The organism is Kiloniella sp., from assembly GCF_965205715.1.
In the GTDB taxonomy this organism is placed as follows: domain Bacteria; phylum Pseudomonadota; class Alphaproteobacteria; order Kiloniellales; family Kiloniellaceae; genus Kiloniella.
The window spans coordinates 1508259-1533371 of record NZ_CBDBHW010000014.1 but is presented as its reverse complement, the minus strand read 5'-3'; the positions used below and the strand labels follow the sequence as shown (position 1 = coordinate 1533371).

The 25113-nt window shown below is 48.2% G+C and carries 32 protein-coding genes; 17 read left to right on the top strand and 15 right to left on the bottom strand.

What is annotated here, in order from left to right; all coding sequences use genetic code 11:
* Positions 1 to 8 precede the first annotated feature (8 nt).
* The 3 genes from ACOGW3_RS24435 to ACOGW3_RS24425 form a co-directional block, all read right to left on the bottom strand.
* Entirely contained in the window at positions 9 to 893 is an 885-nt protein-coding gene (locus ACOGW3_RS24435) for an amino acid ABC transporter substrate-binding protein (protein WP_419905328.1), read from the bottom strand.
* 83 nt (positions 894 to 976) lie between these two features.
* Positions 977 to 1633 (bottom strand): transglutaminase-like domain-containing protein, encoded by a 657-nt coding sequence (locus tag ACOGW3_RS24430; protein ID WP_419905327.1) that lies wholly within the window; start codon positions 1631 to 1633, stop codon positions 977 to 979.
* Positions 1634 to 1870: 237 nt separating this feature from the next.
* On the bottom strand, positions 1871 to 2341 hold the full coding sequence (locus ACOGW3_RS24425; protein WP_419905326.1) for a hypothetical protein: 471 nt from the start codon (positions 2339 to 2341) through the stop codon (positions 1871 to 1873).
* Positions 2342 to 3223: 882 nt separating this feature from the next.
* On the opposite strand from ACOGW3_RS24425, the gene ACOGW3_RS24420 reads away from it, so the two are divergent.
* Together ACOGW3_RS24420 and ACOGW3_RS24415 are read left to right on the top strand one after the other, a co-directional pair.
* On the top strand, positions 3224 to 4105 hold the full coding sequence (locus ACOGW3_RS24420; RefSeq protein ID WP_419905325.1) for a hypothetical protein: 882 nt from the start codon (positions 3224 to 3226) through the stop codon (positions 4103 to 4105).
* Positions 4106 to 4121: 16 nt separating this feature from the next.
* On the top strand, positions 4122 to 4595 hold the full coding sequence (locus ACOGW3_RS24415; protein ID WP_419905324.1) for a hypothetical protein: 474 nt from the start codon (positions 4122 to 4124) through the stop codon (positions 4593 to 4595).
* 33 nt (positions 4596 to 4628) lie between these two features.
* Here ACOGW3_RS24415 and ACOGW3_RS24410 read toward each other — a convergent pair whose 3' ends face one another.
* Positions 4629 to 5429: a tetratricopeptide repeat protein gene (locus ACOGW3_RS24410; RefSeq protein WP_419905323.1), complete on the bottom strand. Its 801-nt coding sequence runs from the start codon at positions 5427 to 5429 to the stop codon at positions 4629 to 4631.
* A gap of 221 nt (positions 5430 to 5650) precedes the next feature.
* Here ACOGW3_RS24410 and ACOGW3_RS24405 point away from each other — a divergent pair, with 221 nt between their 5' ends.
* On the top strand, positions 5651 to 5875 hold the full coding sequence (locus tag ACOGW3_RS24405) for a hypothetical protein (protein ID WP_419905322.1): 225 nt from the start codon (positions 5651 to 5653) through the stop codon (positions 5873 to 5875).
* Positions 5876 to 5901: 26 nt separating this feature from the next.
* On the opposite strand, the gene ACOGW3_RS24400 is transcribed toward ACOGW3_RS24405, so the two are convergent.
* Positions 5902 to 7134 carry an ISL3 family transposase gene (locus ACOGW3_RS24400; RefSeq protein WP_419901077.1) on the bottom strand — a complete coding sequence of 411 codons (1233 nt, stop codon included), beginning with the start codon at positions 7132 to 7134 and terminating at the stop codon, positions 5902 to 5904.
* Between ACOGW3_RS24400 and ACOGW3_RS24395 the strand changes: the two genes are divergently transcribed.
* Positions 7121 to 7279: a hypothetical protein gene (locus ACOGW3_RS24395; protein WP_419905321.1), complete on the top strand. Its 159-nt coding sequence runs from the start codon at positions 7121 to 7123 to the stop codon at positions 7277 to 7279. The genes ACOGW3_RS24400 and ACOGW3_RS24395 overlap by 14 nt on opposite strands.
* A gap of 1 nt (position 7280) precedes the next feature.
* Positions 7281 to 7643: a DUF1638 domain-containing protein gene (locus ACOGW3_RS24390; protein WP_419905320.1), complete on the top strand. Its 363-nt coding sequence runs from the start codon at positions 7281 to 7283 to the stop codon at positions 7641 to 7643.
* A gap of 31 nt (positions 7644 to 7674) precedes the next feature.
* Here the strand turns inward: ACOGW3_RS24390 and ACOGW3_RS24385 are convergent, their stop codons facing one another.
* On the bottom strand, positions 7675 to 8340 hold the full coding sequence (locus ACOGW3_RS24385) for a helix-turn-helix transcriptional regulator (RefSeq protein ID WP_419905987.1): 666 nt from the start codon (positions 8338 to 8340) through the stop codon (positions 7675 to 7677).
* Positions 8341 to 8508: 168 nt separating this feature from the next.
* Between ACOGW3_RS24385 and ACOGW3_RS24380 the strand changes: the two genes are divergently transcribed.
* Entirely contained in the window at positions 8509 to 9423 is a 915-nt protein-coding gene (locus ACOGW3_RS24380) for a DMT family transporter (RefSeq protein WP_419905319.1), read from the top strand.
* Between the two features lie 29 nt (positions 9424 to 9452).
* On the opposite strand, the gene ACOGW3_RS24375 is transcribed toward ACOGW3_RS24380, so the two are convergent.
* Together ACOGW3_RS24375 and ACOGW3_RS24370 are read right to left on the bottom strand one after the other, a co-directional pair.
* A complete protein-coding gene (locus ACOGW3_RS24375; RefSeq protein ID WP_419905318.1) occupies positions 9453 to 9926 on the bottom strand; it encodes a YbaK/EbsC family protein in 474 nt (157 codons plus the stop codon).
* Between the two features lie 49 nt (positions 9927 to 9975).
* Positions 9976 to 11151 carry a pyridoxal phosphate-dependent aminotransferase gene (locus ACOGW3_RS24370; RefSeq protein WP_419905317.1) on the bottom strand — a complete coding sequence of 392 codons (1176 nt, stop codon included), beginning with the start codon at positions 11149 to 11151 and terminating at the stop codon, positions 9976 to 9978.
* Positions 11152 to 11295: 144 nt separating this feature from the next.
* On the opposite strand from ACOGW3_RS24370, the gene ACOGW3_RS24365 reads away from it, so the two are divergent.
* The 6 genes from ACOGW3_RS24365 to ACOGW3_RS24340 all read left to right on the top strand — a co-directional run bounded on the left by ACOGW3_RS24365 (position 11296) and on the right by ACOGW3_RS24340 (position 14802).
* Complete coding sequence (locus ACOGW3_RS24365; RefSeq protein WP_419905316.1) at positions 11296 to 11988, top strand: GntR family transcriptional regulator; 693 nt, start codon at positions 11296 to 11298, stop codon at positions 11986 to 11988.
* Between the two features lie 94 nt (positions 11989 to 12082).
* The gene (locus ACOGW3_RS24360) at positions 12083 to 12877 is read left to right on the top strand and encodes a phosphodiesterase (RefSeq protein ID WP_419905315.1); all 795 of its coding nucleotides are present in this window, start codon (positions 12083 to 12085) and stop codon (positions 12875 to 12877) included.
* A gap of 153 nt (positions 12878 to 13030) precedes the next feature.
* Positions 13031 to 13591 (top strand): helix-turn-helix domain-containing protein, encoded by a 561-nt coding sequence (locus ACOGW3_RS24355; protein WP_419905314.1) that lies wholly within the window; start codon positions 13031 to 13033, stop codon positions 13589 to 13591.
* Positions 13592 to 13598: 7 nt separating this feature from the next.
* Positions 13599 to 14129 (top strand): N-acetyltransferase family protein, encoded by a 531-nt coding sequence (locus ACOGW3_RS24350; protein WP_419905313.1) that lies wholly within the window; start codon positions 13599 to 13601, stop codon positions 14127 to 14129.
* Positions 14130 to 14240: 111 nt separating this feature from the next.
* Complete coding sequence (locus ACOGW3_RS24345) at positions 14241 to 14573, top strand: hypothetical protein (protein WP_419905312.1); 333 nt, start codon at positions 14241 to 14243, stop codon at positions 14571 to 14573.
* On the top strand, positions 14566 to 14802 hold the full coding sequence (locus ACOGW3_RS24340) for a hypothetical protein (protein WP_419905311.1): 237 nt from the start codon (positions 14566 to 14568) through the stop codon (positions 14800 to 14802). Before ACOGW3_RS24345 ends, ACOGW3_RS24340 begins: the two co-directional genes overlap by 8 nt.
* Positions 14803 to 14961: 159 nt before the next feature.
* Here the strand turns inward: ACOGW3_RS24340 and ACOGW3_RS24335 are convergent, their stop codons facing one another.
* Complete coding sequence (locus ACOGW3_RS24335) at positions 14962 to 15300, bottom strand: ArsR/SmtB family transcription factor (protein ID WP_419905310.1); 339 nt, start codon at positions 15298 to 15300, stop codon at positions 14962 to 14964.
* Positions 15301 to 15429: 129 nt separating this feature from the next.
* Here ACOGW3_RS24335 and ACOGW3_RS24330 point away from each other — a divergent pair, with 129 nt between their 5' ends.
* Together ACOGW3_RS24330 and ACOGW3_RS24325 are read left to right on the top strand one after the other, a co-directional pair.
* Complete coding sequence (locus ACOGW3_RS24330; RefSeq protein WP_419905309.1) at positions 15430 to 16581, top strand: aminotransferase class V-fold PLP-dependent enzyme; 1152 nt, start codon at positions 15430 to 15432, stop codon at positions 16579 to 16581.
* A gap of 14 nt (positions 16582 to 16595) precedes the next feature.
* Positions 16596 to 16985, top strand: coding sequence for a DUF427 domain-containing protein (locus ACOGW3_RS24325; RefSeq protein WP_419905308.1), 390 nt, complete (start codon positions 16596 to 16598; stop codon positions 16983 to 16985).
* Positions 16986 to 17013: 28 nt separating this feature from the next.
* Here the strand turns inward: ACOGW3_RS24325 and ACOGW3_RS24320 are convergent, their stop codons facing one another.
* Positions 17014 to 17562, bottom strand: a complete 549-nt coding sequence (locus ACOGW3_RS24320; protein ID WP_419905307.1) for a MarR family winged helix-turn-helix transcriptional regulator — start codon at positions 17560 to 17562, stop codon at positions 17014 to 17016.
* A gap of 11 nt (positions 17563 to 17573) precedes the next feature.
* A complete protein-coding gene (locus ACOGW3_RS24315) occupies positions 17574 to 18488 on the bottom strand; it encodes an Acg family FMN-binding oxidoreductase (RefSeq protein WP_419905306.1) in 915 nt (304 codons plus the stop codon).
* Here ACOGW3_RS24315 and ACOGW3_RS24310 point away from each other — a divergent pair.
* Entirely contained in the window at positions 18471 to 18686 is a 216-nt protein-coding gene (locus tag ACOGW3_RS24310; protein ID WP_419905305.1) for a hypothetical protein, read from the top strand. The genes ACOGW3_RS24315 and ACOGW3_RS24310 overlap by 18 nt on opposite strands.
* 140 nt (positions 18687 to 18826) lie before the next feature.
* Here the strand turns inward: ACOGW3_RS24310 and ACOGW3_RS24305 are convergent, their stop codons facing one another.
* Positions 18827 to 19684, bottom strand: coding sequence for a LysR substrate-binding domain-containing protein (locus ACOGW3_RS24305; RefSeq protein ID WP_419905304.1), 858 nt, complete (start codon positions 19682 to 19684; stop codon positions 18827 to 18829).
* Positions 19685 to 19793: 109 nt separating this feature from the next.
* Between ACOGW3_RS24305 and ACOGW3_RS24300 the strand changes: the two genes are divergently transcribed.
* A complete protein-coding gene (locus ACOGW3_RS24300) occupies positions 19794 to 20387 on the top strand; it encodes a LysE family translocator (protein WP_419905303.1) in 594 nt (197 codons plus the stop codon).
* Positions 20388 to 20395: 8 nt separating this feature from the next.
* Here the strand turns inward: ACOGW3_RS24300 and ACOGW3_RS24295 are convergent, their stop codons facing one another.
* From ACOGW3_RS24295 to dctP, 3 genes are all read right to left on the bottom strand, one after another.
* On the bottom strand, positions 20396 to 21739 hold the full coding sequence (locus ACOGW3_RS24295; protein ID WP_419905302.1) for a TRAP transporter large permease: 1344 nt from the start codon (positions 21737 to 21739) through the stop codon (positions 20396 to 20398).
* Between the two features lie 37 nt (positions 21740 to 21776).
* On the bottom strand, positions 21777 to 22292 hold the full coding sequence (locus ACOGW3_RS24290; RefSeq protein WP_419905301.1) for a TRAP transporter small permease: 516 nt from the start codon (positions 22290 to 22292) through the stop codon (positions 21777 to 21779).
* Between the two features lie 116 nt (positions 22293 to 22408).
* The gene (gene dctP / locus ACOGW3_RS24285) at positions 22409 to 23443 is read right to left on the bottom strand and encodes a TRAP transporter substrate-binding protein DctP (RefSeq protein WP_419905300.1); all 1035 of its coding nucleotides are present in this window, start codon (positions 23441 to 23443) and stop codon (positions 22409 to 22411) included.
* Between the two features lie 858 nt (positions 23444 to 24301).
* On the opposite strand from dctP, the gene ACOGW3_RS24280 reads away from it, so the two are divergent.
* Positions 24302 to 25099: a siderophore-interacting protein gene (locus tag ACOGW3_RS24280; protein WP_419905986.1), complete on the top strand. Its 798-nt coding sequence runs from the start codon at positions 24302 to 24304 to the stop codon at positions 25097 to 25099.
* Positions 25100 to 25113: the final 14 nt, after the last annotated feature.

The window sequence follows — 25113 nt, the reverse complement described above, 5'->3', positions numbered from 1 at the left end:
ATCCTGAGTTATTCTGGAATTCCCTGTAACTTGTACATGGCGCGTAAGATGTTTTCGTTAGATCGAACTCCCATGTGCGAAAACCATTTGTCGAATAACGCGACGGCCTTTTCGCTGCGATAGATCCCTGCAAGGTATCTGTCGACCAAGAGCTTGAAATCCAGTGATTGGCGGGCAAACATCAGCGCATAGGGATCAAAGGTATAAAATCTGTTTACCAGCTTGAGGTCGTTGGGAGCATTTGCTTCGTCCAGTAAGCCGATTAAGAGGACACGATCGGCAATGTAGGCCTCAATCTCTCCACTTTCCAGGGCATTGAGCGCCTCGTGGGGGTGCTGGTAGGTGATAAGATTTATGTCAATTTTATCGCGTTCGATGCGTTTTTTAATTGTATCGGCGGTAAGGGTTCCCTGGATTACACCAGCCTTTTTTTCACTAAGGCTTTTCAGGCTACGAATTCTGCTGTCATCTTTGACCAGCATTTCAGCGCCGGTAATAAAGGTTTGCAGGCTGAAACCCATTTTTGCCTGCCTCCCCAAGGTCCATGAAGTTGTACCACAGACGATATCGATTTTTTTGTTGAGGATTAGATCAAAGCGGCTTTCTGCTGTGACTTCGACAAATTCGATTTTGAGATCCGGTTTGCCCAATTCTTGTTTCAGCGCGGTATGAACGCCTTTACAAAGATCAATAGAATAACCTTCAATTTCTCCTTCTGGAGAGCGGTATGAGAACGGGGGCATTTCATCGCGATAACCGACCACAAAGGTATTTGTTGCGGCGATCCGGTCCAATGTCTCATCTGATGCTTGAGTGTGTTTCGGCGATAAGGATAAAGCCGTGATAACGAAAGCAAATCCGATGAAAAGATGATTTGTTTTGAATGCAGGCATGTGTCAGTTCCGGACTAAATCATTTAATGAACGAGGAGACGTAAGGCAGCGGAGGGGATGAAATATAGTGTGCAAACAGCAGGTCAATAAGCATCGTGAAACTGAGTGTTTACGCTAATGAACGCGGCTTGTGCTTCCATGTTGATCTCGTAGCTGGGTTTAAAGCTGTGGTGTTTTTCTTCTGAAATAACGCGTTGGTATAAATTGTCGAGCACATACTGCTGGCCCTCTTTTGTCTCTACGACGGCAACCGCGTGCCCTACAGGGCCATAACGTCCATAAAACGTTCCAGCCACAAGCCATAAATCTTTCTGGTCGTAGCCGAGAAGGGCAGCGGAAGTTAAATAAACATGGGCATAATCATCACAATCACCATAACCGCGAGCGATTGTTTCCCCAGGGGTTGACCAATAGTCTTTTCTCTCAGCCTTATATTTCACCATACGTCCTGCAAGGCTATATAAAGATTTTAATTCGGCGAGGGAGTCCGAAGATTTTTCGGTCATCAGTGTGGCGTACCAATTCCTCACGCGTTTGGATTTACTTTTGTTGTATGAATGAAATTCGTGGAGCCAGCGGTGATGAAATTGGACCTGTTGTGTCTTGTTCAAAAAGCTATTAGGGGCTTTGGACAGGGTAACATATTTTGCCTGGGCCAAATTGGAACCCGCAATAAATAATCCTATCGCTAGAAGGGGGGAAAAGAGTACAGCTTTTGTCGGTGATGTTTTAACGAACATATAGGGTTCCCCAGGCTGTGGCGTTTTTTTATTTGTAGCGCTCAGATCCTCAACTATAGCAAGATATTATCAAGCCCGCTCTATTATAGGAAGGGTGATTTTTAGGAAGCCAACATTGTTAATAGTGAAGGCTTTCCTTTGGGTATTATTGGGTGATCAAGATACCATGGATAAAAGGCCCACCATTTAGGTGGGCCTTTTATGTGCACATATGGAAATGGAACTAGGAGCGAGCGTTCAATTTGTCATATTCCATAGTGCACGCAACATGGCTATTTGAGCCATGAGTATATAGGCCATCAGCATAAAGAGCATGATGTATCGGTGTGCGTCGGACTCACCCCGTGATTTGAGGGATCTGATGCGTTGTAGTGAGTTTGACAGGCCGGATGCAATATTGCGAATGATGCGTTTTTCGTTGATCTGCCAAAATTGGAGGAAGATCACGAAAGCAATCGCAAAAATTGTCAGGATAAAAGAGCAGGCGGTCAGGTAATTTAAAAACTTAATGTCATAGGGGTTTGCTTTGGCGACAAGATAGATCCCGACATAGGCCATGCTGAGATAAGCAAGGACAAGCCATTGTTGGCGCTTGGCAAACAGCAGGTTTTCTCCTGCCTCCCGGTAGAGCATCAGGTACTCTGCATGACTTAAGTCATCTAGAGAACTTTCAATGTGTTCGAATTCGTCGCCTATTTCAGCAGCCATATAATTCCCTGTTCCCATTCTCAAAAGATTTGCTTTGTAGGTAAAGGAGGTAAAGTTTTACGACTATAGGGATATGTTGACAGCAATCGGTTAATAATGTCTTTACGAAAGGTAAAATCCTTTATTCTCCAGAGCCTTCACTGATACTTTACAGGACTATCCTTGAGTTTTTTAGTCGGATACTTTGTTTTTACATAATGAGTTAATTGAACTGGCGCGAAACTTGTAAGGTGTTTGGTTGATGTGATGTGTTATAGTATGACCCGAGGAGGGCGTAAGAATGGGGTGTCTAAAAGCTGTATTTGTAACTTCAACATTTTTGGTCTTGGCCGGATGTTCGGGAGGTTTCATGCAAAAAGAACCCGTTAGAGTGATTTCGGCCCCCCAAGCCACGACTTATTGTTATCGATCTTTGGCCAATGTTGACTGTTATGAACACCCTGTTCCGGAAGATGAACGTACTCTTTTGATTCCCAAAAAATAACCTAAACAAATTGGACACCTGACTTGAACAGGTGCAAATCTTGCTGATCAATTCGGCGGGACGGGGTAATTTTTGCCCTCTTTCTTCATACCCTGGGGTGATAAAGCTTCTCTGAGCCTTCTGCGATTGAACGGTTTTTTATCTTCAACTGTCCAAAGTTGATAGTTGAGCGAGTTGCTGCCCCTTTGGTCGTAAGACAGCATGGCTCTCAACCCTCCTTATTGCATCAGTGCCTTGTCCGTAGAGCTATATTTTCTGCGGGGTTTGAGATTTGTGTGCCTGCTGAAATAATTATTTCCACATCTGCCTAATTGTATAGTTGCAATGGTTAATGGAAATTAATAGTATCAACTAACAAATTAGATAGATGAGTGATAAACACTCTGCAGGGGGACATCGTGACGAGATCACAACTGGATTTGCACCGGTTTGAGAAGGTGCTGGCTTTGCTGGATTCAGCGGTCGAGGGTGAGGCATTAGCTGCTCTTGGTCGGGCCAAACACCTTCTCGCGGGTGCAGGTATTGGCTTTAATGAGCTAAAGGTGGGGATCTCCAGTTCTCAAGATGATCAGGATTTTGATTGGGAAGAAACTGTGGAAACAGCCCAGGTTCAAAAGCTTGAGCAGGAACTTGAATCTCTCCGATGGTCCCTTGCGCGTCAGGAGCTGCAGATTGCTACCTTGCGTCAGTCTGTAGAGGAAAAATCATCCCAGATACAGATGGAGCAGGCCAAGCGTCATGCCTATGAAGGCGAATTGGTTGGCTTGAGAAAAGCTCATGCTGTGCAAATGGAAGAGGCTCTTAACCGTAAAGAGGAAGCGGATAAGTTGTCCAAGCAGCTAGAGGTTTACAAGGCTGTTGAAAAAGTGACGGGTGTTGGGCCGAATACCTCTATTCGTCAAAAAGTTTCTGGAATTGTTAAAGCGACATCTGGGGTAAATTCCAAGGCAGAGAGCCGTAAGTCCCGGCCTAAAGAGGATGTGGAACTGAAAAAGTCGTCCCCTAAAGCTGCTGTTAGTCAGACAAAACCATCCCTTACCCTGAACTCGGCGTCGAAAAGTGAAGCTGTTGCCATTCGACAGGGGGCCTTAAATCTTGTTGGCGGGGAAGATAGATCCCTTGGCAAGGAGTTTCGTTGGGCCCGGGTTGAGGAAAAGCATCAAATGGTTGTTGATGCTGTTGGGGCGAGAGGGGGTGTCGGAAATGACGATGGCGAGACCGTTATTTCAAAGGTTCATCCTCGAGAAAATCTACCTCTAGATATTCAAGCCGAAGCTTAGAGTTCGGATCTCATAGATGGCTATAGATAGTAAGAGCAAGAGTGGATCTGGCAAGAGCCTGAATAAAATGGGCGACCAGTTGCTTTCACTTCAAGAAAATCTGCGTAAATCTGTGTCACAGATGGAGCAGTGGGGTAGTTGGGCCCAAGGTCTTCTGGAAAGCCGAGACGGCGAGATTGCTGCTCTGCAAGCACGCGTTGATGCCTTGGAACAACGCTTGTTACGTGAAAGCGGCGAAGAACCGCGTTTGAGTAATGCGCAAAAGCGTGAAGCGATCACAGCCTATTTAACTGACCCGGAGCGGACAAATTGGTCGGATCGTGAGATCGCACGTCAAGTCGGTGCATCGCCTCAGACAGTGGCCAACTGGCGACAGAAATTATCTGTCACGAGCCACAGCGGCCAAAAAAGCGGGCAAAATCGCACCGTCATTCGCGGCGGCAAAGTCTTTAAAATGCGCACAGATAATATCGGCCACAATAAAGACTAGGGACCTGGATTTAATTGAAATGAGATCAGGGGTTTAGTGAATATCTAGCCACTGGTCGACAAGGTTTTCTGCCACGGCGATAAGTTCAGGTGTCAGTTTAACCACCACGGCTTTTCGGTGCTTTACCGCGGCAGGATGGCCATTGAGATCGGCGAGAAGGAACCATTTATAGGCCGAAATAAAATCCTGCTCGACTCCTTGCCCTTTGTGGTATTTCACCCCAAGAGTAAGCATGGCCTCGGGGTATCTTAGCTCAGCAGCTTCATTAAGCCAGACCAGCGCTTTGTGATGATTTACAGGCGTACCGCGTCCTTCATCGTGCATGAGGCCAAGATAAAACTGTGCCTGTGCAACGCCATGCCTGGCAGCAAGCAAATACCACCTGATCGCCTCTCTGTGATCCCTTTCTGAGTTACTTTTTTGGTCCAGTAACATTCCAAGATTAAGCTGACCATTGAGATCACCCTGGTTTGCAGTTCTACGGTACCAATATATGGCTTGTTGAAGGTCGTCATCAGGGGCATCGATCCCATCATGGTAAAAGGCTGCCAGATTACGTTGGGCTTCGACCATCCCCCCTTCAGCTGCTTTTTGAAGCCAGTGAAAAGAAGCCTTGGTATCGCGATCAATCCCGGAAGCGCCTTCGTAGAGTACGCTGAGGTAATATTGCGCCTGGGGATGGCCCTGGTCTCCTGCTTTGCGGAGTAAGTCGATTGCTGTCTCGTATTGGCCAGACCGATAAGCTGAAATGCCGTCTTCATAGTCTCCAGAATAAGCGACATTGGAAGTTATGATCGCAGATAAAACGCTGAGGGTGAGGACAAGGGCTTTCATGGATATCCTTGTTGATGCCTTGGGCGGTATTCTCTCAACTTACTTTGGTGTCGCTTTGCAATGCTTTGATGATTGAATGCAAGGTAATAATACTCGATTTTTATTTCAGGGTGGGAAATTTTTCTGTCTGGATAGGAGGGGTGCCCGGATCCGTCGTAAAGAATTCAGTTGTTGGCGTAAAAATGACATACTGACGGGTAGGCACTCAGTAGTATTTTATTATGGAAAAGAAATCGGATTTCATCTTTAAAAGGGGGCAGGGCTCTACGCTGTTAATTGGCTGTGGTGCTCTTGGTCGCGAGATAATTGATCTGATCAAGATGAACCGATGGGGACATCTGGATGTCGCCTGCTTGCCTGGTAAGCTGCATCATAATCCTCAATTGATCCCAGAAGCTGTCCGCCAAAAAATTAAAGTAGCAAAGGGGCGATATGAAAAAATCTAGGCACTTCTCCGCTTTGTTGAGTAGATTTAGGATTTCAAATAGAGCATAGATTGATTATCTGGAATGGATGATTGTCTAATTTTGAGTTTGAAGTATTCGGTATCCTTGATGCCTCTGGCTCGCTTACGGATCATTCCTATACTGACATTACCAGCCTCTATCCTGGCGCTTGTGAGCTTGTGTTTGGCGTAGTTGCAGATGCCCACACAATGTTTCCGTAGGGATTTCGCGAACTTTTTTAGATAGAGCATCTGTGACTGATCTGCTATCAGGCACCAACGTTCCAGTTGCTCCGCCATCGCCTCAAATGAAGCGGCACTCCACAGCAGCTGAAGCTGTTCTTTCAAGACGTAAAGTGCATTCAGGTTGCTATTGCTCTCCAGCAACCTTTGCAGCTTGTCACTTTGTTTTTCACTCAACTTATCCGCATTTTTGAGCAACAGATAATGTGTCCCTTTCATCAACTCTTTACCACTTGGATCGGCCTTTCTGAACTCAAGTCGACGCTGATTATGGATAGCTTTGCTGTAGTTTTTCATGACGTGGAAACGGTCAAATACTATGTCGGCCAACGGCAAGGACTCTCTGACAGCCTTTTGGTAGGCAGGCCCCATATCCATCGCTACGGCCTTTATTTTGCAGGCTGTATCTGGTTGCAGTTGTTTCAAAAACCTTGAAAAAACCTCGGCAGTTCGGCCTGCTTCAACCCAGATCAGATGACCGCCAACCATATCGTAGACCACCGTCATGTAGTCATGACCTTTCGCCCGGGCAACTTCATCTACACCAATATATTCCAAGCCAGTTAGCTCTGCAGGATCAAGCGTAGGGAGAGTTTCAATAAGGTATGCCCTGTCGATATTCTTGACCGTTTCCCATCGTATATCCAAATGTCTGGAAACCGCTTGAATAGACATATGCCGACATAATCCACTGATCAGTCGGCAAAATCGGTGAGTGAAACGGCACCCTTTATCAACAAAATCACACCCCTCAATGCGGCGTTCGCCCTTGTTAATATAAACCTGCGCCAGCTCAATCTCGACCACACAAGGATACCCAAAAAGGGGGATGTCGTTTACTTGTCGGCGGACATGCTGGTTGATGCTTCCCTTCTGGCCTGTAGCAGGGTCTATAGCCCTCCTACGCGCGTCTCGGCTGCAGTGAATGACAATCTTAACACCGCCGTCATCCAGTTTAATTTCATTTACACGTTGCCCTTTGAGGCCTAAAATATGCTGCGAGATGTTGATTGTCATATACCTGCTCTATGTAAAGTTATCAGAAACCATACATATCAACAGGTTACTTGGCGGTCGGCATCTTTTTCTACTCAACAAAGCGGAGAAGAGCCAAAATCTACGTCCTCTATGGCGATTGTGGAACCGGTGGTCTGCTGGATAAGGTGCTTGAGGAAGAGGGAGGTATTGAGCGTATTCCCGGCCCGCATTGCTTTTCGTTTTTTATGGGAAATGAACAGTTCTCCTCGAGTTCTGAGGATGAGATAACGACCTTCTTTTTAACTGACTATTTCTGTCGGTACTTTGATACGTTTGTCTGGGAAGCCTTGGGGCTCGATCGACGAGAAGATATGGTCGACTTTGTATTTGGCAACTACACCAAGCTTTTGTTTATGCCTCAGGTCAAAGATCCGGAGCTTGAAATCAAAGCGCAGGAGATCGCTTATCGTTTAAAGCTCAAGTATGAGTATCAATTCTGTGGTTATGGAGACTTTGAAAGCTCGCTTAAGTCTCTTGAACAGGAATGAGCTGAGAAACTGGGATCATGTGAATTTCATCTCAGGTTAAGCCGTGTTGGTTTTGCCAATCTGCCCGTAATTGATGGGCGATATCAGAGAAAGTGCTGTCAGAAAGCGTACAGTGATTAAGGCGATCCACCCGAAAATGCCTGAAATCAGTCCGCATTTCACACCAGGCGGCAATGACGATAGCCTCGACATAATAAAGAACGGCAAGCGGCAGGATAGTTCTTTCCGAGACTTGTCCTTCTGCATTTTTGTATTGAATAGCAAGCCGTTGTTCATTGCGAACGGCTTTACGAATAAGGGCGATGTCGACCTTTGCTTTGGGCACCGCGTGCCAGCCGGATGCATCCAGCGAAGCTGCGGTCAGGCGGGAGGCCGCTGCTTTGGGGACGACGTCACCGATTTTTCCCACTACACCTTGCGCTGCGCGTTGCAAGCCAACATCGCCCGTTCGGGGAAGAAGAGCGAGACCAACAATGATGGCTTCGATTTCCTCTGGGGTGAAGGTAATCGGCGGGAGATCAAAGCCTGGACGTAGGATGTAGCCGACACCAGCAGCGCCATCAATGGGGATGCTCATGGACTGCAAAGCGAGGATGTCTCGATAAGCGGTGCGCTGGGAAACACCAAGGGTATCTGCAATATCAACCGCTCTCATCGGTCGCTTCGCTTTACGAAGGAGCTGGATGATTTCAAACATTCGAAGTGGTTTACTCATTTTTACCTCCTTCTCAAAGGTAGCAGATCACTACTGACAGCTACATGGCAGCAGTGATCTGCTAGTAATATAAAAATACTGCTGGGGTTCAATACTCGGACTTCACCCGTGGCAAACAATGATTTGAAGTTTGAGGCTGGAGATCAATAAATGGCAGAAACTGAACAAGTGAAAGATCTGGCCGAGTTCGGAATTAATGCGGGTAACATGGAAACGGATGCCCGGAAAAATCATTATCACGGTGTGATCTTGATTGTGGTGTCGGCCGTTGTGTTCAGCACCGTGGGGATTTTTGTCAAAGGTGTCGAGGCTGGAGCCTGGGAGATTATCTTTTGGCGAGGATTGTTCTCAGCAATATTTACAGTCTTCTGGATCTTGAAAAGAGGGACCTTTCAGAAAAACTTTCACGGCATAGGTGTTGGAGGTTGGAGTGCAGCCATTATCGGCGCTTCGGGTTCAGCTGCATTTATTCCCGCTCTTAAACTTACAAGCATTGCCAACGTTGCCCTGATCTATGCCGCGGCCCCCCTTATCGCGGCCTTGATTGCCTGGGGCTGGGTGGGGGAACGGGTTACTTTGAAGATGCTCTTGGCCTGCTTATTTGCATTGCTTGGTGTTGGCATCATCGTTTCGGGATCTGTGGGCGGACTAAACCTCAGAGGTGATCTCCTTGCGTTGTGGATGACAATCTCCATGGCTATATTTATGGTGATCTATCGTCGGTTTCCCAAAACGCCTGCCGCAGGTCCCGTTGTTCTGTCATCTCTCTTATTGCTGCCATGCGCTTTATATTTTGGTGATCCGTTCAGCATACCGTTCCACGAATTGGCAATTCTTGCACTTTTCGGCCTGGTTTTTGCCGTCGCATCTGTGACCCTGACGGAAGGGGCAAAGAGGGTGCCAGCTGGGCAGGCTGCGTTATTAAGTGCGTTGGATACGCCGTTGGCTCCAATATTTGCCTGGCTCATCTTTGCGGAATTTCCCACTCAGGCAACCTGGATCGGGGGAGGGCTCATTGTGGTTGCCGTATTCAGCACGCTCTGGAATCGAAACAGCGGGACATAGTGTACCGAATAGGTCGGATACGGGGCTGTTTAAGGGGCCAGCTTTGAAACTTTAGCCCCAATTTTTTCTGCCAGCATAGAAGGGGAGACTTTGAAAACGGTGTTGGGGGCACCGGCTGCGGCCCAAACATTATAGTATTCAAGAAGGGTTTCATCCATCCAGATCGGCAAGGGGACCAAGTGCCCAATTGGCGCGACACCGCCGATGGCAAAGCCGGTTTCTTTACGCACTTTTTTAGGATCAGCGCGGATGAGTTTCTCTCCGACATTCTGTTCTGTCATTGCCAGATCAGCCTGGTTATTTCCTGCTATCAACAGAAGGTGCAACGCGTTGCTTTCCGCGCCCTGAAATACCAGCGATTTGACGATTTGGCCGAGCATACAGTCGCAGGCTTGTGCCGCTTCTTCTGCGGTTCTGGTTGAGGCTGTCATTTCTCGGAGCTCAATGGCTAAGCCCAGATCTTTCGCCGCTGCGATGGTCCGATCCACACTGCTTGGTTTCATCAGGTTTCTTTCTTCTTCTGTCTCATAAATTATATGCCAAAAAGATCATTTATACAGACCATGATACCCGCAAGCGTTCTCGGATGTCGTGCAGACGATCCACGGGTTCATTGGCGAAGACAAAACGAAGGTAACGCCCTGCGTTGGTTTCTGATCCCCAGCCGACCATCGGGGTTGCGGCAATCCTGCCCTGATCAAACAGGCGTTTGGAGGCGATATCGGGGCTGATCCCCAACGCGGCGGTATCAATGAGCAAAGACCAACCGCCATCGGGTCGTACCACAGGCAGGTCAGAGAGCTCTTCTAAAATGAAATCCCGTCGCTTCTTCCATTCGGCGGTTGCTTCGGCCACGCCATCATTCGAAGAGAGCAGAGCCGCGGCAGCTCCGGGCATGGCAATGCCGACCTGACAGACAACATTGGTGAGGCTGACGAGGCCGATGTCGTTCATGATCTTTTTTGGACCGACGATCCAGCCAACCCGCCAGCCGATCATGCGGTATTCTTTCGAGACACTGCCAATGGTGATGGTGCGTTCGGCCATACCGTCGAGACGCGCGGGGTGAAACACGGGCGCATCGGTATAAAGTATGCGCTCCATCGCGGCGTCATGGATCAGCCACGCATCACAGCGCTGCACAATGTCGGCTATGGCCTGCCATTCCTCTGGGGTGTGAACGATGCCGCTTGGCATCGAGGGGCTCATGGTCAGCACGGCACGGGTGCGATTGCTCGCTGCGTTTTGCAGAGCGTCGAGATCCATTCGCCAGCCGCTGTCGATTACTTGGAGCGGTACAAGTTTGGGCACGCCACCGGCGAGGCGAATACGGTTTAGGAGGCCGGCGTAAGCGGGATCTGTGATGATGACTTCATCACCGGGTTCCAGCGTTGCCAATAACACATTCAGGATACCAGAGAGCCCACCAGCAGAGACAATGCACTGGGTTTCAGGATCGTAATTGATACCCGTGGTGTCTGAAACCCGCGCTGCGGCTGCCCGGCGTAAATCGTGTATCCCGAGGAAAGGCAGGTAGCTGTTGGCGTTATCTCTGGAAACTGCGGCAAGCGTTGCCTCAACCGCATCGGGGGGAGGGGCGATATCCGTGTCGAGATTTTCCAATCGCAGCATTTCAGCATTGCCCCCGGCGGCATCTGCTGCATCGGCAGCATTGCCCATCTTGTCAACGCCGATACCGGGAATAGAGGCTAATCTAGATATGGTCATACGATTCTCCAAATTGGATCCAATTTGACATATGGGATATAATTATTTACAAAATCTGTCAAGTTCAGGGCTTTCCGGAGTGAGAACAGGGGAAGGTCAGAACTCAGGAAAATCCAAAATTAAAAGTGTGAGCAGGGACAAAACGTGACGCCAACTTCAAGCCTACAATCCATTGATCTCAGTGCGCGTTCTGGCGACCAAACCCGGGCTTTGATAACTGAGTTGCGGGAGGAAATTATTTCTGGAGCCTTGCGCCCTGGGGAACCTTTACGTCAGGACAATATCGCCGAACGTTACAAGGTCAGCCGGATGCCCGTTCGAGAAGCGCTTCGGGTGCTCGAGGCCGAAGGGCTGGCCTTGCTGGTGCCTAATAAAGGCGCATCCGTTGCGCCATTAGATCCGTTGGAGTTACAGGAAATCTATGAAATGCGGGTGTCCGCAGAGACTCTGGCGTTGCGGCTTTCTCTGCCAGAGATATCCAATGCCCAAATAGATCGTGCTGCTCGAATTCAGGATGACATTGAGAACGCGGACTTGCGTGATTTTGGCGCCTTGAACAAAGCTTTTCATCGAACCTTGTATGAGCCTTGCGGACGGCGCCGACTTCTGACCCATATCGATGGTTTGAACGATGTCGCTGATCGGTATCTCCGGTTTACAATCAAGGCTTTGAACTACACCGAGCGCTCTAACACGGATCATTATGCCCTGCTGGAAGCCTGCAGAACACGAGATGAAATCGAAGCGACAAAAATTCTCAGTTCCCATATCTCGGACGCTGGGGAAACCCTTAAAGCATACCTGAACGATTTTCTCGTTAGTGAAGCTAAGGGCTAAAATTACCTTTCTCGGAAAAATAGAAAATGTCAGCTGTACTGAGGTTGTAGGTATTGATATTGTGGCTGCATAAATCGATTTTTTAGGAGCCGAAATGCTAAAAAGTATTTGGATGTCTGATCCGCATTTCTCACACGAAGGTGATGTATTGGGGCATAACCCGCGGGTACGTATTGAAGCCGCGGTGTCGTATGTTAACGCGCATCATAGTGACAGTTCCTTTTGCTTTATATCTGGTGATATGGTCAATCGGGGAACTGTGGCGGACTATAATGCACTGGCTGCCTATTTGGATAAATTGAAAGTGCCGTTCCTGCCTATGGTTGGAAATCATGATGACCGGGAACTCTTCAGATCTACGTTCTCATTGCCAGATACCTGTATGGTCGATTTCATCCAGTATTCAGTACAGACCGACGAAGGGCTTTTTGTTTGTTTGGATACGCAAAAAAGCGGTTCGGATGCGGGTGAATTCTGTGAAATCAGACGTGACTGGTTGAGAAAAGTATTGGCTGAAGCCGCTGATACGCCCGTTTATCTCTTCATGCATCACCCGCCAATGAAACTTGGACTCCCGATGCAAGATACCGAGAATATGGAAAACGGAGAGGCGTTCTTACAGCTTTTAGCAGAGTACTCTAATGTAGAGCACCTGTTTATCGGACATGTTCATCGCCCGATCACCGGCACTGTTAAAGGCATCCCTTTTGCAACGATGCGTTCCGTGTTGTACCAGGCGCCTTCACCGCTCCCTGAATGGGGGTGGGAGACCTTTAAACCGAGTGAAGAAGCCCCAAATCTTGGCGTTCTTACGATCTCAAATGCTGATGTTAACCTTCAATATCTACAGTTTTGTGATTACAGAATGGGGACTTCAAGCTCTCCCTAGATAGCAGCTCATACCTGTCTTTTCTGAAGTTCATGGGTTGATCGATACAGAGCTTGGTGAAACTTGATATTCACCAGGATTGCTTTCCGATCTTGACTGTTGATCATATATGGGAATATATCTCTAATATGATCAATGGTGATTTGGTATCAAATGTCCGAAATAGATAATAATGATAGAAGGCTTGCCGAGCGTCTGAAGACCTTGCGTGCCGAGCGTGGTTGGTCCCTTGAGGAGCTCGCCGCGCGAAGCAATGTCAGTCGGGCAACGCTTTCGCGCATGGAGAAATGTGAGGTCAGCCCGACCGCATCCGTACTCGGCAGACTGTGCGCGGCTTATGGTTTGACCATGTCGAGTTTGATGGCGATGGTCGAAGCTGATCACCAAGCCCTGGTACAAAAATCTGAGCAACCAGTTTGGCGGGATGATGACACCGGGTTCGAGCGCCGTTCTGTATCGCCACCTGCTGAAAATTTAACTTGTGAAGTGTTGGAATGCCACCTGCTGCCGGGAACAGAAATTGATTATCCCGGCCCCGCTCAAAAGGGGCTGGAACATCACCTAGTCTTACAAGAAGGCGGCTTGGAGGTCAGGCTTGATGGAGCCGTCCATACTCTAAAACCCGGCGATTGCCTGCGCTATAAATTGCATGGCGCCAACGCCTTTTGTGCTGATCCAAAATTGGGTGCGTGTTATTTCCTGGTCGTATTGTGAGGTCCCAATGAAACAACCATCTATTTCGTGCCTTGATGTTACAGGGTTTGACCTTCATCTGGAAGATCTCGCCGATTTATTGCACGGCTGTGTGCATGATGGCGCCAGTGTGGGCTTTATTCAGCCTTTTTCTTTGGAAAATAGTCGTGACTTCTGGCGAAATAAGATCCGTCCCTCGCTTGTGAGCGGAGAAACGATCCTGATGATAGCAAGCGTAGGAGACGAGGTCGCGGGCACCGTACAGCTCTGCGCGGGCTCTATGCCGAACCAGGCCCACCGCGGCGAAGTCTCCAAACTTCTGGTCTCCCCCGATTTTAGAAAACGCGGCATCGCCAAGAATTTGATGGCGGAGTTGGAAAAACAAGCCCGGGACCGGGGTCATACCCTGATCACCCTGGATACCCGAACAGGTGACAACGCAGAACCGCTATATAAATTACTGGGTTATCAGATCGCCGGGATCATCCCGGGTTATGCCCAAGACCCCAACGACGCGGGCAAATTTGACCCAACCTCTTATATGTATAAGCAGCTATGATGGTTGGTTTGCAGGGGGAGTATTTATCTGGGGGGTAGTTAGCTCGTTATAGATGTATGGCGTTTCTGTTTGAAGCTATGATTACTCTTTTTAACTTGGTATCATTGAATAATGGATAAATGGTTTAGAGTCTACGAAGACGAAATCGCCTTATTTGGGCAGAAGGAGATTCAATTTTCGTTCCCAGAAGGTAGATACTCAATAGTGGTGGATGAAACTAATCAAGATATGATTTCCGTTGAGTATGATGGAAATAAAGAACACTGGTCGATCGAATTAAAAGAAAAAAAAGACGGATATTTTAGACTGTCTGGCCTTTCTAATGAAATACCAGAATTGATGATTGATCACTATTGGTTTGAGTTGAGTATTGGCTGTGAAACAGCAACTACTTATTGGGGCGATAGAGTAATATATAGGATAGATAGTGCTCAAAATGAGTGATTCTGATATTAAAATATTGCTGTCTAGTGATGGTAGTTATGATGAGCTAACCGTTGAGATATTTTATAAAGATCAATTTGTAGCTTTGATTAATCGCGATGGTGGCATCGAAAATCTTAAGATTGAATTTCCTTCAAAATGTGTCGATGAGAATTTGATATCAAGAACGATTGACCTTAATATTTTCGAAAAAGCTATAGAATTAGCGAAAGAAAAAATAAAGACTTAGTTCGGGTGATTTTGTTCACGATTAACAACAATTGAATTATCCCCAAGGATGAGCTGGATCAGGCTTTAGAGGCCTTGATACTTTACTTGGGTGGGTGTTTATCGGACTCTTCATATTTGCTGTTGAGGACATTGAGCCATTTTAGGAATAAGCAAGCCGCTATCCCAACACAGACGACAAGCGTTTTAATTCAGCTTCTGCTTGATACAGTGTCTCGACGTTGAGTTTGTAAAAAGTCCATTGTTTGATTTTCTTGGACACAACAAGCCCGGCATCAGCGAGGATTTTCATGTGGGCTGTGACCGTGGGTTGGCTTACTTCCAACTTTTTAACGATCGCACCGACGCAGACCCCATCTTCAACCAAGTCGCCATCGCGTTGGGCCGGGAAGTGAGTGGTTGGATCATGCATCCAGGTCATGATCTGCATCCGCTTGGGGTTGCCCATAGCCGCAAAGATTGCGGGCGCGGTATCCTGGGGTGTTGACAATATAGTCAAATAGCTATATCCCTATATAACAATCTACCTATTAATATAAATTGATGTTGCCGGAAATGTCAATCTAACCGCCTTTAATTCATAAGAGGTCACATCCATCATGTGATCTTAATCGGAGGACCCATAGTCATGCGTGATCGCATTCCGCACCTTAATGATTTTATCCATTTGAATAATGCCGCTGGTTCGCTCCCTGATCGAAGTGTTTATACTGCGATGGCCGAGCATATGGAGCTTGAAGCCCGGATGGGCAGTACCGAGGCTATGCTCTCTGTATCAGTCAAGCTTGGCCAACTTTATAGTGATCTTGGCAATCTCATTCAGGTTTCGGATGAACAGATCGCGCTCTTTGGCAGTAATACTCAAGCCTGGCAAACGCCTTTTCTAGCCCTTGATTTGAAACCGGGTGACCGCATCCTTGTCGGCGAGACCGAGTGGGGTGGAAATATAAGCGCAATCCATCGCCGATGTGAGGCGACGGGAGCTCAAATGGACCTTATTCCCTCAGATGAAAACGGAGCCATTGACGTTGAGGCTCTCGTGCAGATGCTGGATGATAATGTGCGAGTGGTTTGTGTTACTTGGGTGCCCGCTGTTAATGGGCTGATAAATCCTGTGAACGAGATTGCGGATGTTTTAGGTGATCACCCTGCTTGGCTATTTGTAGATGCCGCGCAATTCTTTGGCCAGGGGGCAACTGATCTTTCCAATCCACGATTTGATGTGACGACAGTGAGCACGCGTAAATATATACGGGGGCCGCGCGGCCTTGGGTTTAGTGTATTTAGCAGACGTTTTCTGGAACAGATAACGCCGCATGGGGTTGATCAATTTTCGGGGCCCTTTGCTGAGGGGGCGCCAAGTATTCGGAAAGATGCTAAAAAATTCGAATATGGAGAGTCGAGCTATATTGTGCGAATGGGCCTTGCCCAAGCTGTGAAGCTGACGCTTAAGGACGATTGGGCGAGCATTCAAACCACCATTACATCCCACGCTAAGGCATTACGCAGCGGGCTATCAGGGATTAACGGGGTGCAGATTGAAGATCGCGGGCCCTCTCTTAGTGGTATCGTTACCTTCAGCCATGAAAGGCACAACCCGGCACATTTTCAACAGGGTCTCAAAGCGCGCAATATCAATATCAGTGCTCCAAAGGATATTTATGCTCCGCTTTGGTTTAGAAAGCGCCCCTTTATAAGCCGCCTTGCGCCACACGCTTTTAATACGCAGCAAGAGATTGAAACAGTCATCGCGGCAATAGCTGATATAGCTGCGCAATAACGGGAGATATTTTAGTGATAGAAAACGAAACTTTGTCAAAACCTGCACTCAAAATTATTGCCTGGGATGGGCATATCACAATGGAAGCCGCTGAGTGTGAAGTCGTGGTGTACATAGATCGTCGAGAGCTGGCGCGGAGCCAAAATGCAATCCTGTTTTATGAAGGCGATCGCGCACCGATTTATTATATTCCCCACAAAGATATTGATGAGACCTACCTTAAACCCTCTGATTTTCGCACCCATTGCAAGTGGAAGGGAGAGGCGCATTATCTCAGCTATAAAGGCGATGATGTGAACATTGAAAATGTGCTGTGGTTATACCCTGAGGCTCATGACCCTGTTGCCGCTATTCGCGATCATGTCTCATTTGACTTGAAACATGCTGAAGTCAGTAAGGTTTAGCTTTTGATTGAAGTTTGAGAGGACATCCTCACTCGTCGCGGTAGTTGTCGAGGGTCTTGCGGATGTCGGCGAGTTTGTCCACCAGTTCGCTAACGATGGTCAGTGGAATGCGGGAGGAAAGCGCGGCGACGTCGGGGTCGAGGCTGGCGATAGCATCGTCGCGAAACTTTCGTCCCTTTTCGGTGAGCCACACACATTTACTGCGCCCGTCTTTGGGGTTGGGGCGCAGTTCGACCATCGCGTTTTTCTCGAGCACCGAGAGGGTGTGGGTCATGGTGGTTTTGGGCAATTGAAAGGCCCGGGCAATCGCAAGCGGTGTGCGACCATCGCCCACGCGCATCAGGTGATTGAGCACGGAGAAATGCGCCACCGAGAGGCCATCGGGTAGACTGGCTTCCATCATGGCCCGGCTGAGTTGGCTGATGATCCCGATCTCATTAAAAAAGGCAAAGTACAGACCGCGGGTTTGTGGGTCGAGGGGGGCAGTTTTGCTCTTAGGATCGTTACTGTTAGCTGGACTATTTGCCGGATTTTTTGCCGGATCTTTTGGAGGACCGCTCGGTGGTGTTTTATCCATTTATGACCCTTTTACCCTATGATCTTTTTCTCCAGAGGCCAGCGCGGTGATCTGCCGACGGTCGGGCCAAAACCAAGCCTTCCGAGCATTTGAACGGTTTCGCCGGGTTTGCTCAGGAGTTCATGTGCCCTAGCATAATGTTCTGCCATCTCAGGGAATTCCTGTAAAGCCTGACTGACAGGGTGAAGGGCGAGACCGAGCTCCGTTGTGGTCAGGTTCAAGCGCATCCAACGGCGCCCTGCTTCTATCTGATCTATGCGTGAGTTGCCCTTGGTCGTAATGACGGCGTAAGCGGGAGTGGCGGTCAGCATGTCGGTGTACATTTTGATGCCTTCTTTGAACCCGGATGAAGTCGGATCCAACTGGCCTTCTTTGGAGAGCACGCCAACAAGCATCAGGCTTTCAAGGAAGGGGCCGCCGAGGTCAATTCCATCCGGGTTGGCATTGATTTCCGACTTCCCAAAACGCATGAGGTCTACGGACTCTTTCAAAGCATGGGGTGTCCCGGCTTCTCTCATCCAGGCAGCAAGCGTCAGCTTTTGGATGGTGGCGACTTCATCTGGATCTGTATAGGTTTTCGCAAGGGGGGTGAGGCGGGCAATTTTGTCGACAGGAACAGCTCTGTTTTCAAAGGGTTCTTTGCATGATGTCCGGTGAAGTATCTGCTCAAAAAGCGGATCGGCTTTGACCTTGTTGCCCCGGCTATCCTTATCGCTGAAGACCGCGCGTGCAACCGGACCCTGTTCTCCCTCTGGGAACAGGGTGAGTTCAACCGCGTAACCATCTTGTGCGGCAGCAATGGTCATAAGCTCCAAGAAACAGCCAAGGCCAATGGTTAGTTGGCGGGAAAATGGGTCTGTTGCAGGGAGATCGCGTTCGAGGTCGCGGTAAAGAACTACGGTATTATCTTGGCTGAGATCAACCAACCAGGGCTGTCTGTTGTGCGGGTTGGGCGCCAGGATCGCGTAGGAAAGCGCGCGCCGTCTGACGTCGGTGTAATTTCCAGCCTTGGCCCAGGGGGCGATGGCGATGTCGGGCGTGCGTGTGGACAGGAAGGCTCCGGCGGAAGCTGTCGCGGCCAAAATAGTGCCGCCGCCAATTATTCCCAGTGCTTTACGACGTGACATCGACATGGTGGTCTCCTAGATAAATTATTGTGCGATATTGAACTATATAGTGCGAATTCGTACTATGTCAATTAAATTTATTCAGGACGAAAAAATCCCGTCGGGCTAAATGCCAAATGTTTTACAGGGCAGGCGGCTTAAGCCGGGGTATTCAGATTTGTGATTGAGGCCGAGAGGGCTTCGATCGCTTTAGAGGGTTTGCTGGTGTTTTTGATCAGCGCGATCTCTACAGAGGGCAATTTGGGAAAACCGTCATTTTGAGTAAGTATGCGTAAGGTTTGCGGCACACTTGATTGCGGTAAGGCGGCAATCGCCAGGCCCGAACTGGTCACAGCCAACAGGGCGGCTAAGTTAGGGCTGCTATAAGCAATGCGAAGACGACGTCCGGTATTTATCAGGTTATCGGTGGCGGACTGACGGATCATGCAGTCTTCTTGAAAAACGGCCAGCGGGATCGGGTCTTTTAGATGCACTGCATGTTTTGGCGAAGAGGCCCAGACGAGTTGTTCTTCTTGGATCAGTTGACCAAGGGAGCTGCCGTCGCGCCTGGAAATCAAAGCAAGGTCCAAATCGCCTGCATCGATCATTTCCATCAACTGAACGGTTGTGGCGCAATGAACGGCGACCTGGATCTGTGGTTCGCTCTCGGCAAAGGCTTCGAGGATGCGCGGTAACAGGCCGCTGGCGTAGTCATCAGGAATACCAAACCGAACCGTGCCTTGTGCTTTGGGTTCAGCAAGAACCTCCCAGACTTCGTCCTGGAGTTCTAGAAAACGACGGGCGTAACTGAGCAGGATTTCACCCTTTGGCGTCAAGCGTACATTCGGTCGCTCACGGGTAAAGAGTTTATGACCGAGCATATCTTCCAGGCGTTTGATCTGCATCGATACTGCAGACTGGGTCCGGCCAATGCGCGAGGCCGCGCGTTGGAAAGAGCCTTCATCGGCGATGGTGATAAAGGATTTTAAAAGCTCGGGACTGATTTGACGATTCATAATCGTGCTTCAATTTAATTGATACTGAAGATAAGTTATATCAATTTGATTAATGGAAATCTAGGGCGAAATATAGAACCAATATCATCGTTCATAAGGATCTGATTTTATGTGGTCTCTTCTCGTTCTCATAGTTCCTCTGGCTTTTTCGCTGACTATTTCGCCTGGGCCAAACAACGTTATGGCGATGGCCTCTGGTACCAACTTTGGTTACTTCCGAAGTTTGCCAGTGATATCAGGTTTTGCTTTGGGGTTGGGCTCAATGATTTTATCGGCGGGTCTTGGTTTGGGGCAAATCTTTGTGGCCTTTCCCCTTGTGCACGAGGTTCTGAAGTACGTCGCCGTTGCCTATCTGCTTTATCTGGCCTGGAGAATTGCAGGGTCTGGCGGGGTAAAAGAAACCAACGCAGAGCAAAAACCGCTGAGCTTTATGCAAGGGATTTTGTTTCAGTGGGTCAACCCAAAGGCCTGGATGGTTTCGATATCTGCGGTGGCGAGTTTCTCTTTACCTGAGGCTGATCCTCTTACGCAGAGCCTATTGATTGCGCTGGTCTTTACTTTGGTGGCTTTTCCTTCTGTTTCAATCTGGGCGATTGTCGGCAGGATTATCGCGAAATACCTGCAATCACCAAAAGCCCTGCGGATCTTTAATATCTCCATTGCAGGGCTTTTGGTCTTGTCGCTTATCTTTCTATTTACATGATGCGCTCACTACCCAAAGGCGAGATCACGAAGCAACAGGGCAATGTCGGGAACGAAGATCAACAGAGCCGACATAAAGAACAAAATCAATATAAAGGGCAGAGTACCCCTGATGACTTCCATGTAAGGTTTGTTGAAAATCGCAATTGCGGTAAAGATATCGCAACCAAAGGGCGGCGTCGCCGAACCGATTGCCATCTGCAGGGTAATCATCACGCCGACGAGTACGGGATCTAGGCCAACAGCTGCCACGATCGGCACAAAAATCGGTGTCAGGATAACCAGCACGACCAGTGAGTCGACAAACATACAGCCAACAAAGAAACTTAGGGCAATGACAAACAGGACGTATTCTTTTGACGCATTCTCCAGGCTTAAAGGTGCGAGAAGTTCCTGGGGGATCTGTTCAAAGGAAACGTACCACGAGAAGGCCTGACCAACGCCTACAAGAATGAAAACTACGGCCGTAATCAGGCCGGTGCTTAAGGCGGCATCGACAATGTCTTTGTAGTTTAGCTCGCGGTAAATGAAACACTCGACGATGATGGCATAGAGCACGGAAAATGATGCGGCTTCTGTTGGGGTCACGGCGCCTGAATAGATGCCGCCGACAATCAGGGCCGGGAACCCGAGAGGGATCAGTGCTTTTTTGATCGCCTGAAGCTTTGCTTTGGTCGTTGTCTCTTCCACGAGGGCAATGCTGTCGCCCTGATAGACGCTATAGAAATAGCAGTAGGTCGAGAACAATAAGGCCAACACAATGCCCGGTCCAATACCGGCAATAAACAGTTCCCCGACACTGGTGTTTGCCAGGGTGCCGTAAAGGATCAACCCAATACTTGGGGGGATTAGAAAGGCAATGTCGCTGGCATTGATAATCAACGCCATCACAAAGCTGTCCTTATAGCCTGCCTGTAATAACTTGGGCCGCATTATTTGCCCGACAGACACCACCGTGGCCTGGGTCGAACCAGACACTGAGCCAAACAGTGTGCAACTGATACAAGCCGTTATTGGCAGGCCACCGCGCAGATGGCCAACAAAAGCCTCGATCAGGCCCAATAGATTATGCGCAGTGTGTCCCCGGGTCATGATGTCCGCTGCCAGAATGAACATGGGCACGGCGATCAGGGCATTTGGCGAAATCCCGGTGACCATCTGCTGTATGATCACACCTGTATCTATGCCAGAGAAATGCACAAGCCCGATCAGGGTGCCCACGACCAAAGGCACGACCATGGGGAAACTTAAGAACAAAAGGATGATCATCGATACGACGATGGTAAAGGTGATCACGTAGATATCCAGATCGCCAGCTACGATGTCAGAAAAAAAATCAATAAACGAACTCATAGTGGCCCACCGTTTGAAAATGTCATTTGGGTATCAATCAGCTATCTGTCACATCGTGTGACAAGTAGATCTCTTTATGGGTCACGTTCATAAAGAAGGCGGTTACATATTGCAGTCCGGCGACCCCAAGACCCACAGGAATAATCGAGTAAATGATATAGACGGGGAACTGTAGCGCAGGGCTTAAGCGATTGATTTCTTTTAGCTCTATAACGTAAAAGACGGCCTTGTAAGCCAAATAGAACATCAAGAGCCCAGTGGTAATGGTGATGGTCGTCATGAGGGCTTTCTTGGTCCCATAACCCAAAGCGTCATACATCGCCGTCATACGTATGTTGCGCCCCCTGCGGACCGCATAGGCAAAGCCGATAAAGGTAATCGCAACGATCAGGAACTGATTGAGTTCTTCGGAAAAGAACAAGCTCTTATCAAAAACATATCGTCCAATGGCATTCGCGGTGGAATTGGCCATCATCAGTAAAATGGAAAGAAACACGATAAATTTTTCTATCGTTTCCGTAATTCCGTTTATGTATTGAAGTATATTTTTCATAAAAACATGCCTTCGAAACTCTGTTATTTTGAACGTGAAAAAACCAGAAAGCCCCGGATAAGCGTGACAGTTGATTTGTTGGGCCAGCTGCACGCTTATCCGAGGGTCAACGAAGATTAAGAAGCGTCTTCAACTTCCTGGATTAAGTTTTCCAAGAGTTCTTGAGCACTTTTACGGGCAGAAGCTTTTTCAGCGTCATCGTAAGCATTTTCAACCACATCGAGATACGTTTCATGCAGTGTGCTGCTGAGTTTTTTGAAGCGGGCACGTTCTTTTTCATTCAGGATAACAACCTGCATGTTTGGACGCTCAGCGATGATTTTGTCCATGTTTTCTTGATTGATACGTAGCTGGTAATCATGGGCGGCTTGCTCGGCTGCGGTAATCGCCTTGCGTACCATTGCCTGTTTGTCCTCGGAAAGACCTTTGTACCATTTGCTGTTGGTTGAAACGGTACCGACGTAGGGCTGCTGGCCAGGGAACATCAGGAAGTCTTGAACTTCATGCCATTTGGCGTTGTAGATGAAGTAAATTGGGTTAACCATGCCATCAACAGCTTTGAGCTGAAGGGCACCGTAAACTTCACCCCAGGACAGAGGCGTTGGGGTCGCACCAAACGTCTTGTAAGTTTTTACCGGGATTGTTGAGGTGAAAGTACGGATCTTTTGACCTGCGAAGTCTTCAGGGCTGCGGATTGCTTTATTTGCACCCCAGACCATTTCTCCCTCAGAAATCATCGTTAGCAGCTTGAGATTTTTGTTTTCGAAACGATCGGCCAAATCTTTATAGATGGTTTTACTGCTGGTCAGTACTTTACGGACGACGTCTGTATCGGTTCCCAGTACATAAGGCACACTAAGCGCTTGTACTTCAGGAACATAAGACCCCAAATGTCCGGTGCCGACAGATACGAATTGGATGGTTCCTTTGGCGGCGAGTTCAACGATATCGTTTTCGGTGCCTAGCTGACCGTAATAATAAATTTTAACTTTCACATCACCGTCCGACTCTTTCTTGATCGTATCGGCGAATGTTTGCGCGAAGATGTCCTGTACATCATTTTTGTCTTCTTCCGAAGCAAACTTCCACGTTTCAGCTTGTGCGCCAAAACTGATGCCCAGTGTGAGCAACCCTGCTAATAGTATTTTCATTATAATTCCTCAAATTTAGTATTTGGTTTGATTTCGAGAGTGATTTCAGCTGATCCCGTACAAACCGCATGCAGGAATTTTTCTTCCTGTTCTTATAATGCGGTATCCCAAAATACGGCAGGAGAGGTACATTTTAGGGTTGCGCAAAGCACACCCGTCAACGGGTCACAATCCGTATCCGTTCCCAAAAGTGCTTAGCAGCCAAGCTTCACACTTAATGTCTGAAATTTTTCCCATAAATAACGAGGGCTATTTCACCAACCTCGATATTTTTACTCTTTCGAACAGCCCGCTGGAGAGGGATGTTTCAAAGAGAGCTGATGTCTAAAAAGTCGTTAGGCTTATCATCATGTGCTCCTGGCTCAAAAACAGGTCTGTATTCTTTTTATTATTTAGACCGGTGAACATTTAATGATTAAAATAATACAGCTTTGATGCGCGGAAAATAATACAATCCATTCATGTCCGTGATGAATTTCAGCAATATTCGATTGGAATGGGTCGAATGGGATCTGTCGTGGCAAAAAGGTCAAAATTTTGAAGGGGGCGAGATCACTTTATAACGGAAGTTTTTGCGGCGTTATCTTTGGGGTTGTTCCCGCGACCTGGAGTTTATGGCTCATTTCTTTTATTAATTCTCATGTAAACCATGAATTTAGCGTGAAATCATTCGTATTAAGAACGATTCTCATTGCAATGTCACAATCTTGTCTTATATTCCCTGTAGATATACCCGCGCTGGAAAAAGCCATTAAGGGAGGCTCGCAAGCCCCTTTGGCATTTCCCAGTACATCATAAGTAGCGGATATCATTTGCCACGATATTTTGTTGATCGTTGTTACCAATCTACCTAGCCGAATGGGGGGATTACATATGAGTAAACGCAAACCACCAAGAATTCTTTCCGTGGTCCGTACCGAATACCTAACACCACACATGCTGAGGGTGACACTGGGGGGTGTTGGCCTGCATGGTTTTCCGGAAGCGCAAGAGGGAGCGCATGTCAAAGTGCTAATCCCCGAAGGCGACTTGGATCCAGCTGCTTTTGTGGCCCAAATAGAAAACGGCCAACGACCGGTTCAGCGGACCTATACAATCCGTCATCACCGGGTTGAAACCAATGAACTCGACATCGACTTTGCCATCCACGGTGATGGCGGTCCGGCGAGTAATTGGGCCAAGACTGCACTTCCAGGCGACTACATCGGCCTTTTTGGCCCTGGTCCGAAAAAGATGACCTATCTCGATGCTGACTGGTTCCTGCTTGCCGCTGATATGACAGCGATACCTGCTGCGGCCGCTGCGTTGGAAGAATTACCCAAAGATGCTGTCGGCACAGCAGTGTTCGAGGTGACCTCAGAGGATGATCGTCAACCAATCGCGGCTCCGCGGGGCATCGATATACACTGGTTGGTGCATGATAATCCAGATAGACCGAGCACACAGCAGAGCGATTTTATCCGAGGTATGCGCTGGCGCCCAGGGCACCCGAGCGTTTTTGTCGCCGGAGAATCTGGTGTTGTGAAAGAACTGCGCAACCATCTGCACAAGGAGCGCGGTATTCCAAAGGAAGATACCTATGTCTCTGCCTATTGGAAAATTGGACTGCAGGAAGATGCGCACCAGATCCAAAAACGGATGGCAGCTGCTGCCTAGGCAAAGGTTTGCCT

Coding starts and splice junctions, on each gene's coding strand:
- ACOGW3_RS24435 (WP_419905328.1), bottom strand. CDS start 893: ATGCCTGCATTCAAAACAAATCATCTTTTCATCGGATTTGCTTTCGTT.
- ACOGW3_RS24430 (WP_419905327.1), bottom strand. CDS start 1,633: ATGTTCGTTAAAACATCACCGACAAAAGCTGTACTCTTTTCCCCCCTT.
- ACOGW3_RS24425 (WP_419905326.1), bottom strand. CDS start 2,341: ATGGCTGCTGAAATAGGCGACGAATTCGAACACATTGAAAGTTCTCTA.
- ACOGW3_RS24415 (WP_419905324.1), top strand. CDS start 4,122: ATGGCTATAGATAGTAAGAGCAAGAGTGGATCTGGCAAGAGCCTGAAT.
- ACOGW3_RS24410 (WP_419905323.1), bottom strand. CDS start 5,429: ATGAAAGCCCTTGTCCTCACCCTCAGCGTTTTATCTGCGATCATAACT.
- ACOGW3_RS24405 (WP_419905322.1), top strand. CDS start 5,651: ATGGAAAAGAAATCGGATTTCATCTTTAAAAGGGGGCAGGGCTCTACG.
- ACOGW3_RS24395 (WP_419905321.1), top strand. CDS start 7,121: ATGTTGATTGTCATATACCTGCTCTATGTAAAGTTATCAGAAACCATA.
- ACOGW3_RS24400 (WP_419901077.1), bottom strand. CDS start 7,134: ATGACAATCAACATCTCGCAGCATATTTTAGGCCTCAAAGGGCAACGT.
- ACOGW3_RS24385 (WP_419905987.1), bottom strand. CDS start 8,340: ATGTTTGAAATCATCCAGCTCCTTCGTAAAGCGAAGCGACCGATGAGA.
- ACOGW3_RS24380 (WP_419905319.1), top strand. CDS start 8,509: ATGGCAGAAACTGAACAAGTGAAAGATCTGGCCGAGTTCGGAATTAAT.
- ACOGW3_RS24375 (WP_419905318.1), bottom strand. CDS start 9,926: ATGAAACCAAGCAGTGTGGATCGGACCATCGCAGCGGCGAAAGATCTG.
- ACOGW3_RS24370 (WP_419905317.1), bottom strand. CDS start 11,151: ATGACCATATCTAGATTAGCCTCTATTCCCGGTATCGGCGTTGACAAG.
- ACOGW3_RS24360 (WP_419905315.1), top strand. CDS start 12,083: ATGCTAAAAAGTATTTGGATGTCTGATCCGCATTTCTCACACGAAGGT.
- ACOGW3_RS24355 (WP_419905314.1), top strand. CDS start 13,031: ATGTCCGAAATAGATAATAATGATAGAAGGCTTGCCGAGCGTCTGAAG.
- ACOGW3_RS24350 (WP_419905313.1), top strand. CDS start 13,599: ATGAAACAACCATCTATTTCGTGCCTTGATGTTACAGGGTTTGACCTT.
- ACOGW3_RS24345 (WP_419905312.1), top strand. CDS start 14,241: ATGGATAAATGGTTTAGAGTCTACGAAGACGAAATCGCCTTATTTGGG.
- ACOGW3_RS24340 (WP_419905311.1), top strand. CDS start 14,566: ATGAGTGATTCTGATATTAAAATATTGCTGTCTAGTGATGGTAGTTAT.
- ACOGW3_RS24330 (WP_419905309.1), top strand. CDS start 15,430: ATGCGTGATCGCATTCCGCACCTTAATGATTTTATCCATTTGAATAAT.
- ACOGW3_RS24320 (WP_419905307.1), bottom strand. CDS start 17,562: ATGGATAAAACACCACCGAGCGGTCCTCCAAAAGATCCGGCAAAAAAT.
- ACOGW3_RS24305 (WP_419905304.1), bottom strand. CDS start 19,684: ATGAATCGTCAAATCAGTCCCGAGCTTTTAAAATCCTTTATCACCATC.
- ACOGW3_RS24300 (WP_419905303.1), top strand. CDS start 19,794: ATGTGGTCTCTTCTCGTTCTCATAGTTCCTCTGGCTTTTTCGCTGACT.
- ACOGW3_RS24295 (WP_419905302.1), bottom strand. CDS start 21,739: ATGAGTTCGTTTATTGATTTTTTTTCTGACATCGTAGCTGGCGATCTG.
- ACOGW3_RS24290 (WP_419905301.1), bottom strand. CDS start 22,292: ATGAAAAATATACTTCAATACATAAACGGAATTACGGAAACGATAGAA.
- dctP (WP_419905300.1), bottom strand. CDS start 23,443: ATGAAAATACTATTAGCAGGGTTGCTCACACTGGGCATCAGTTTTGGC.
- ACOGW3_RS24280 (WP_419905986.1), top strand. CDS start 24,302: ATGGGGGGATTACATATGAGTAAACGCAAACCACCAAGAATTCTTTCC.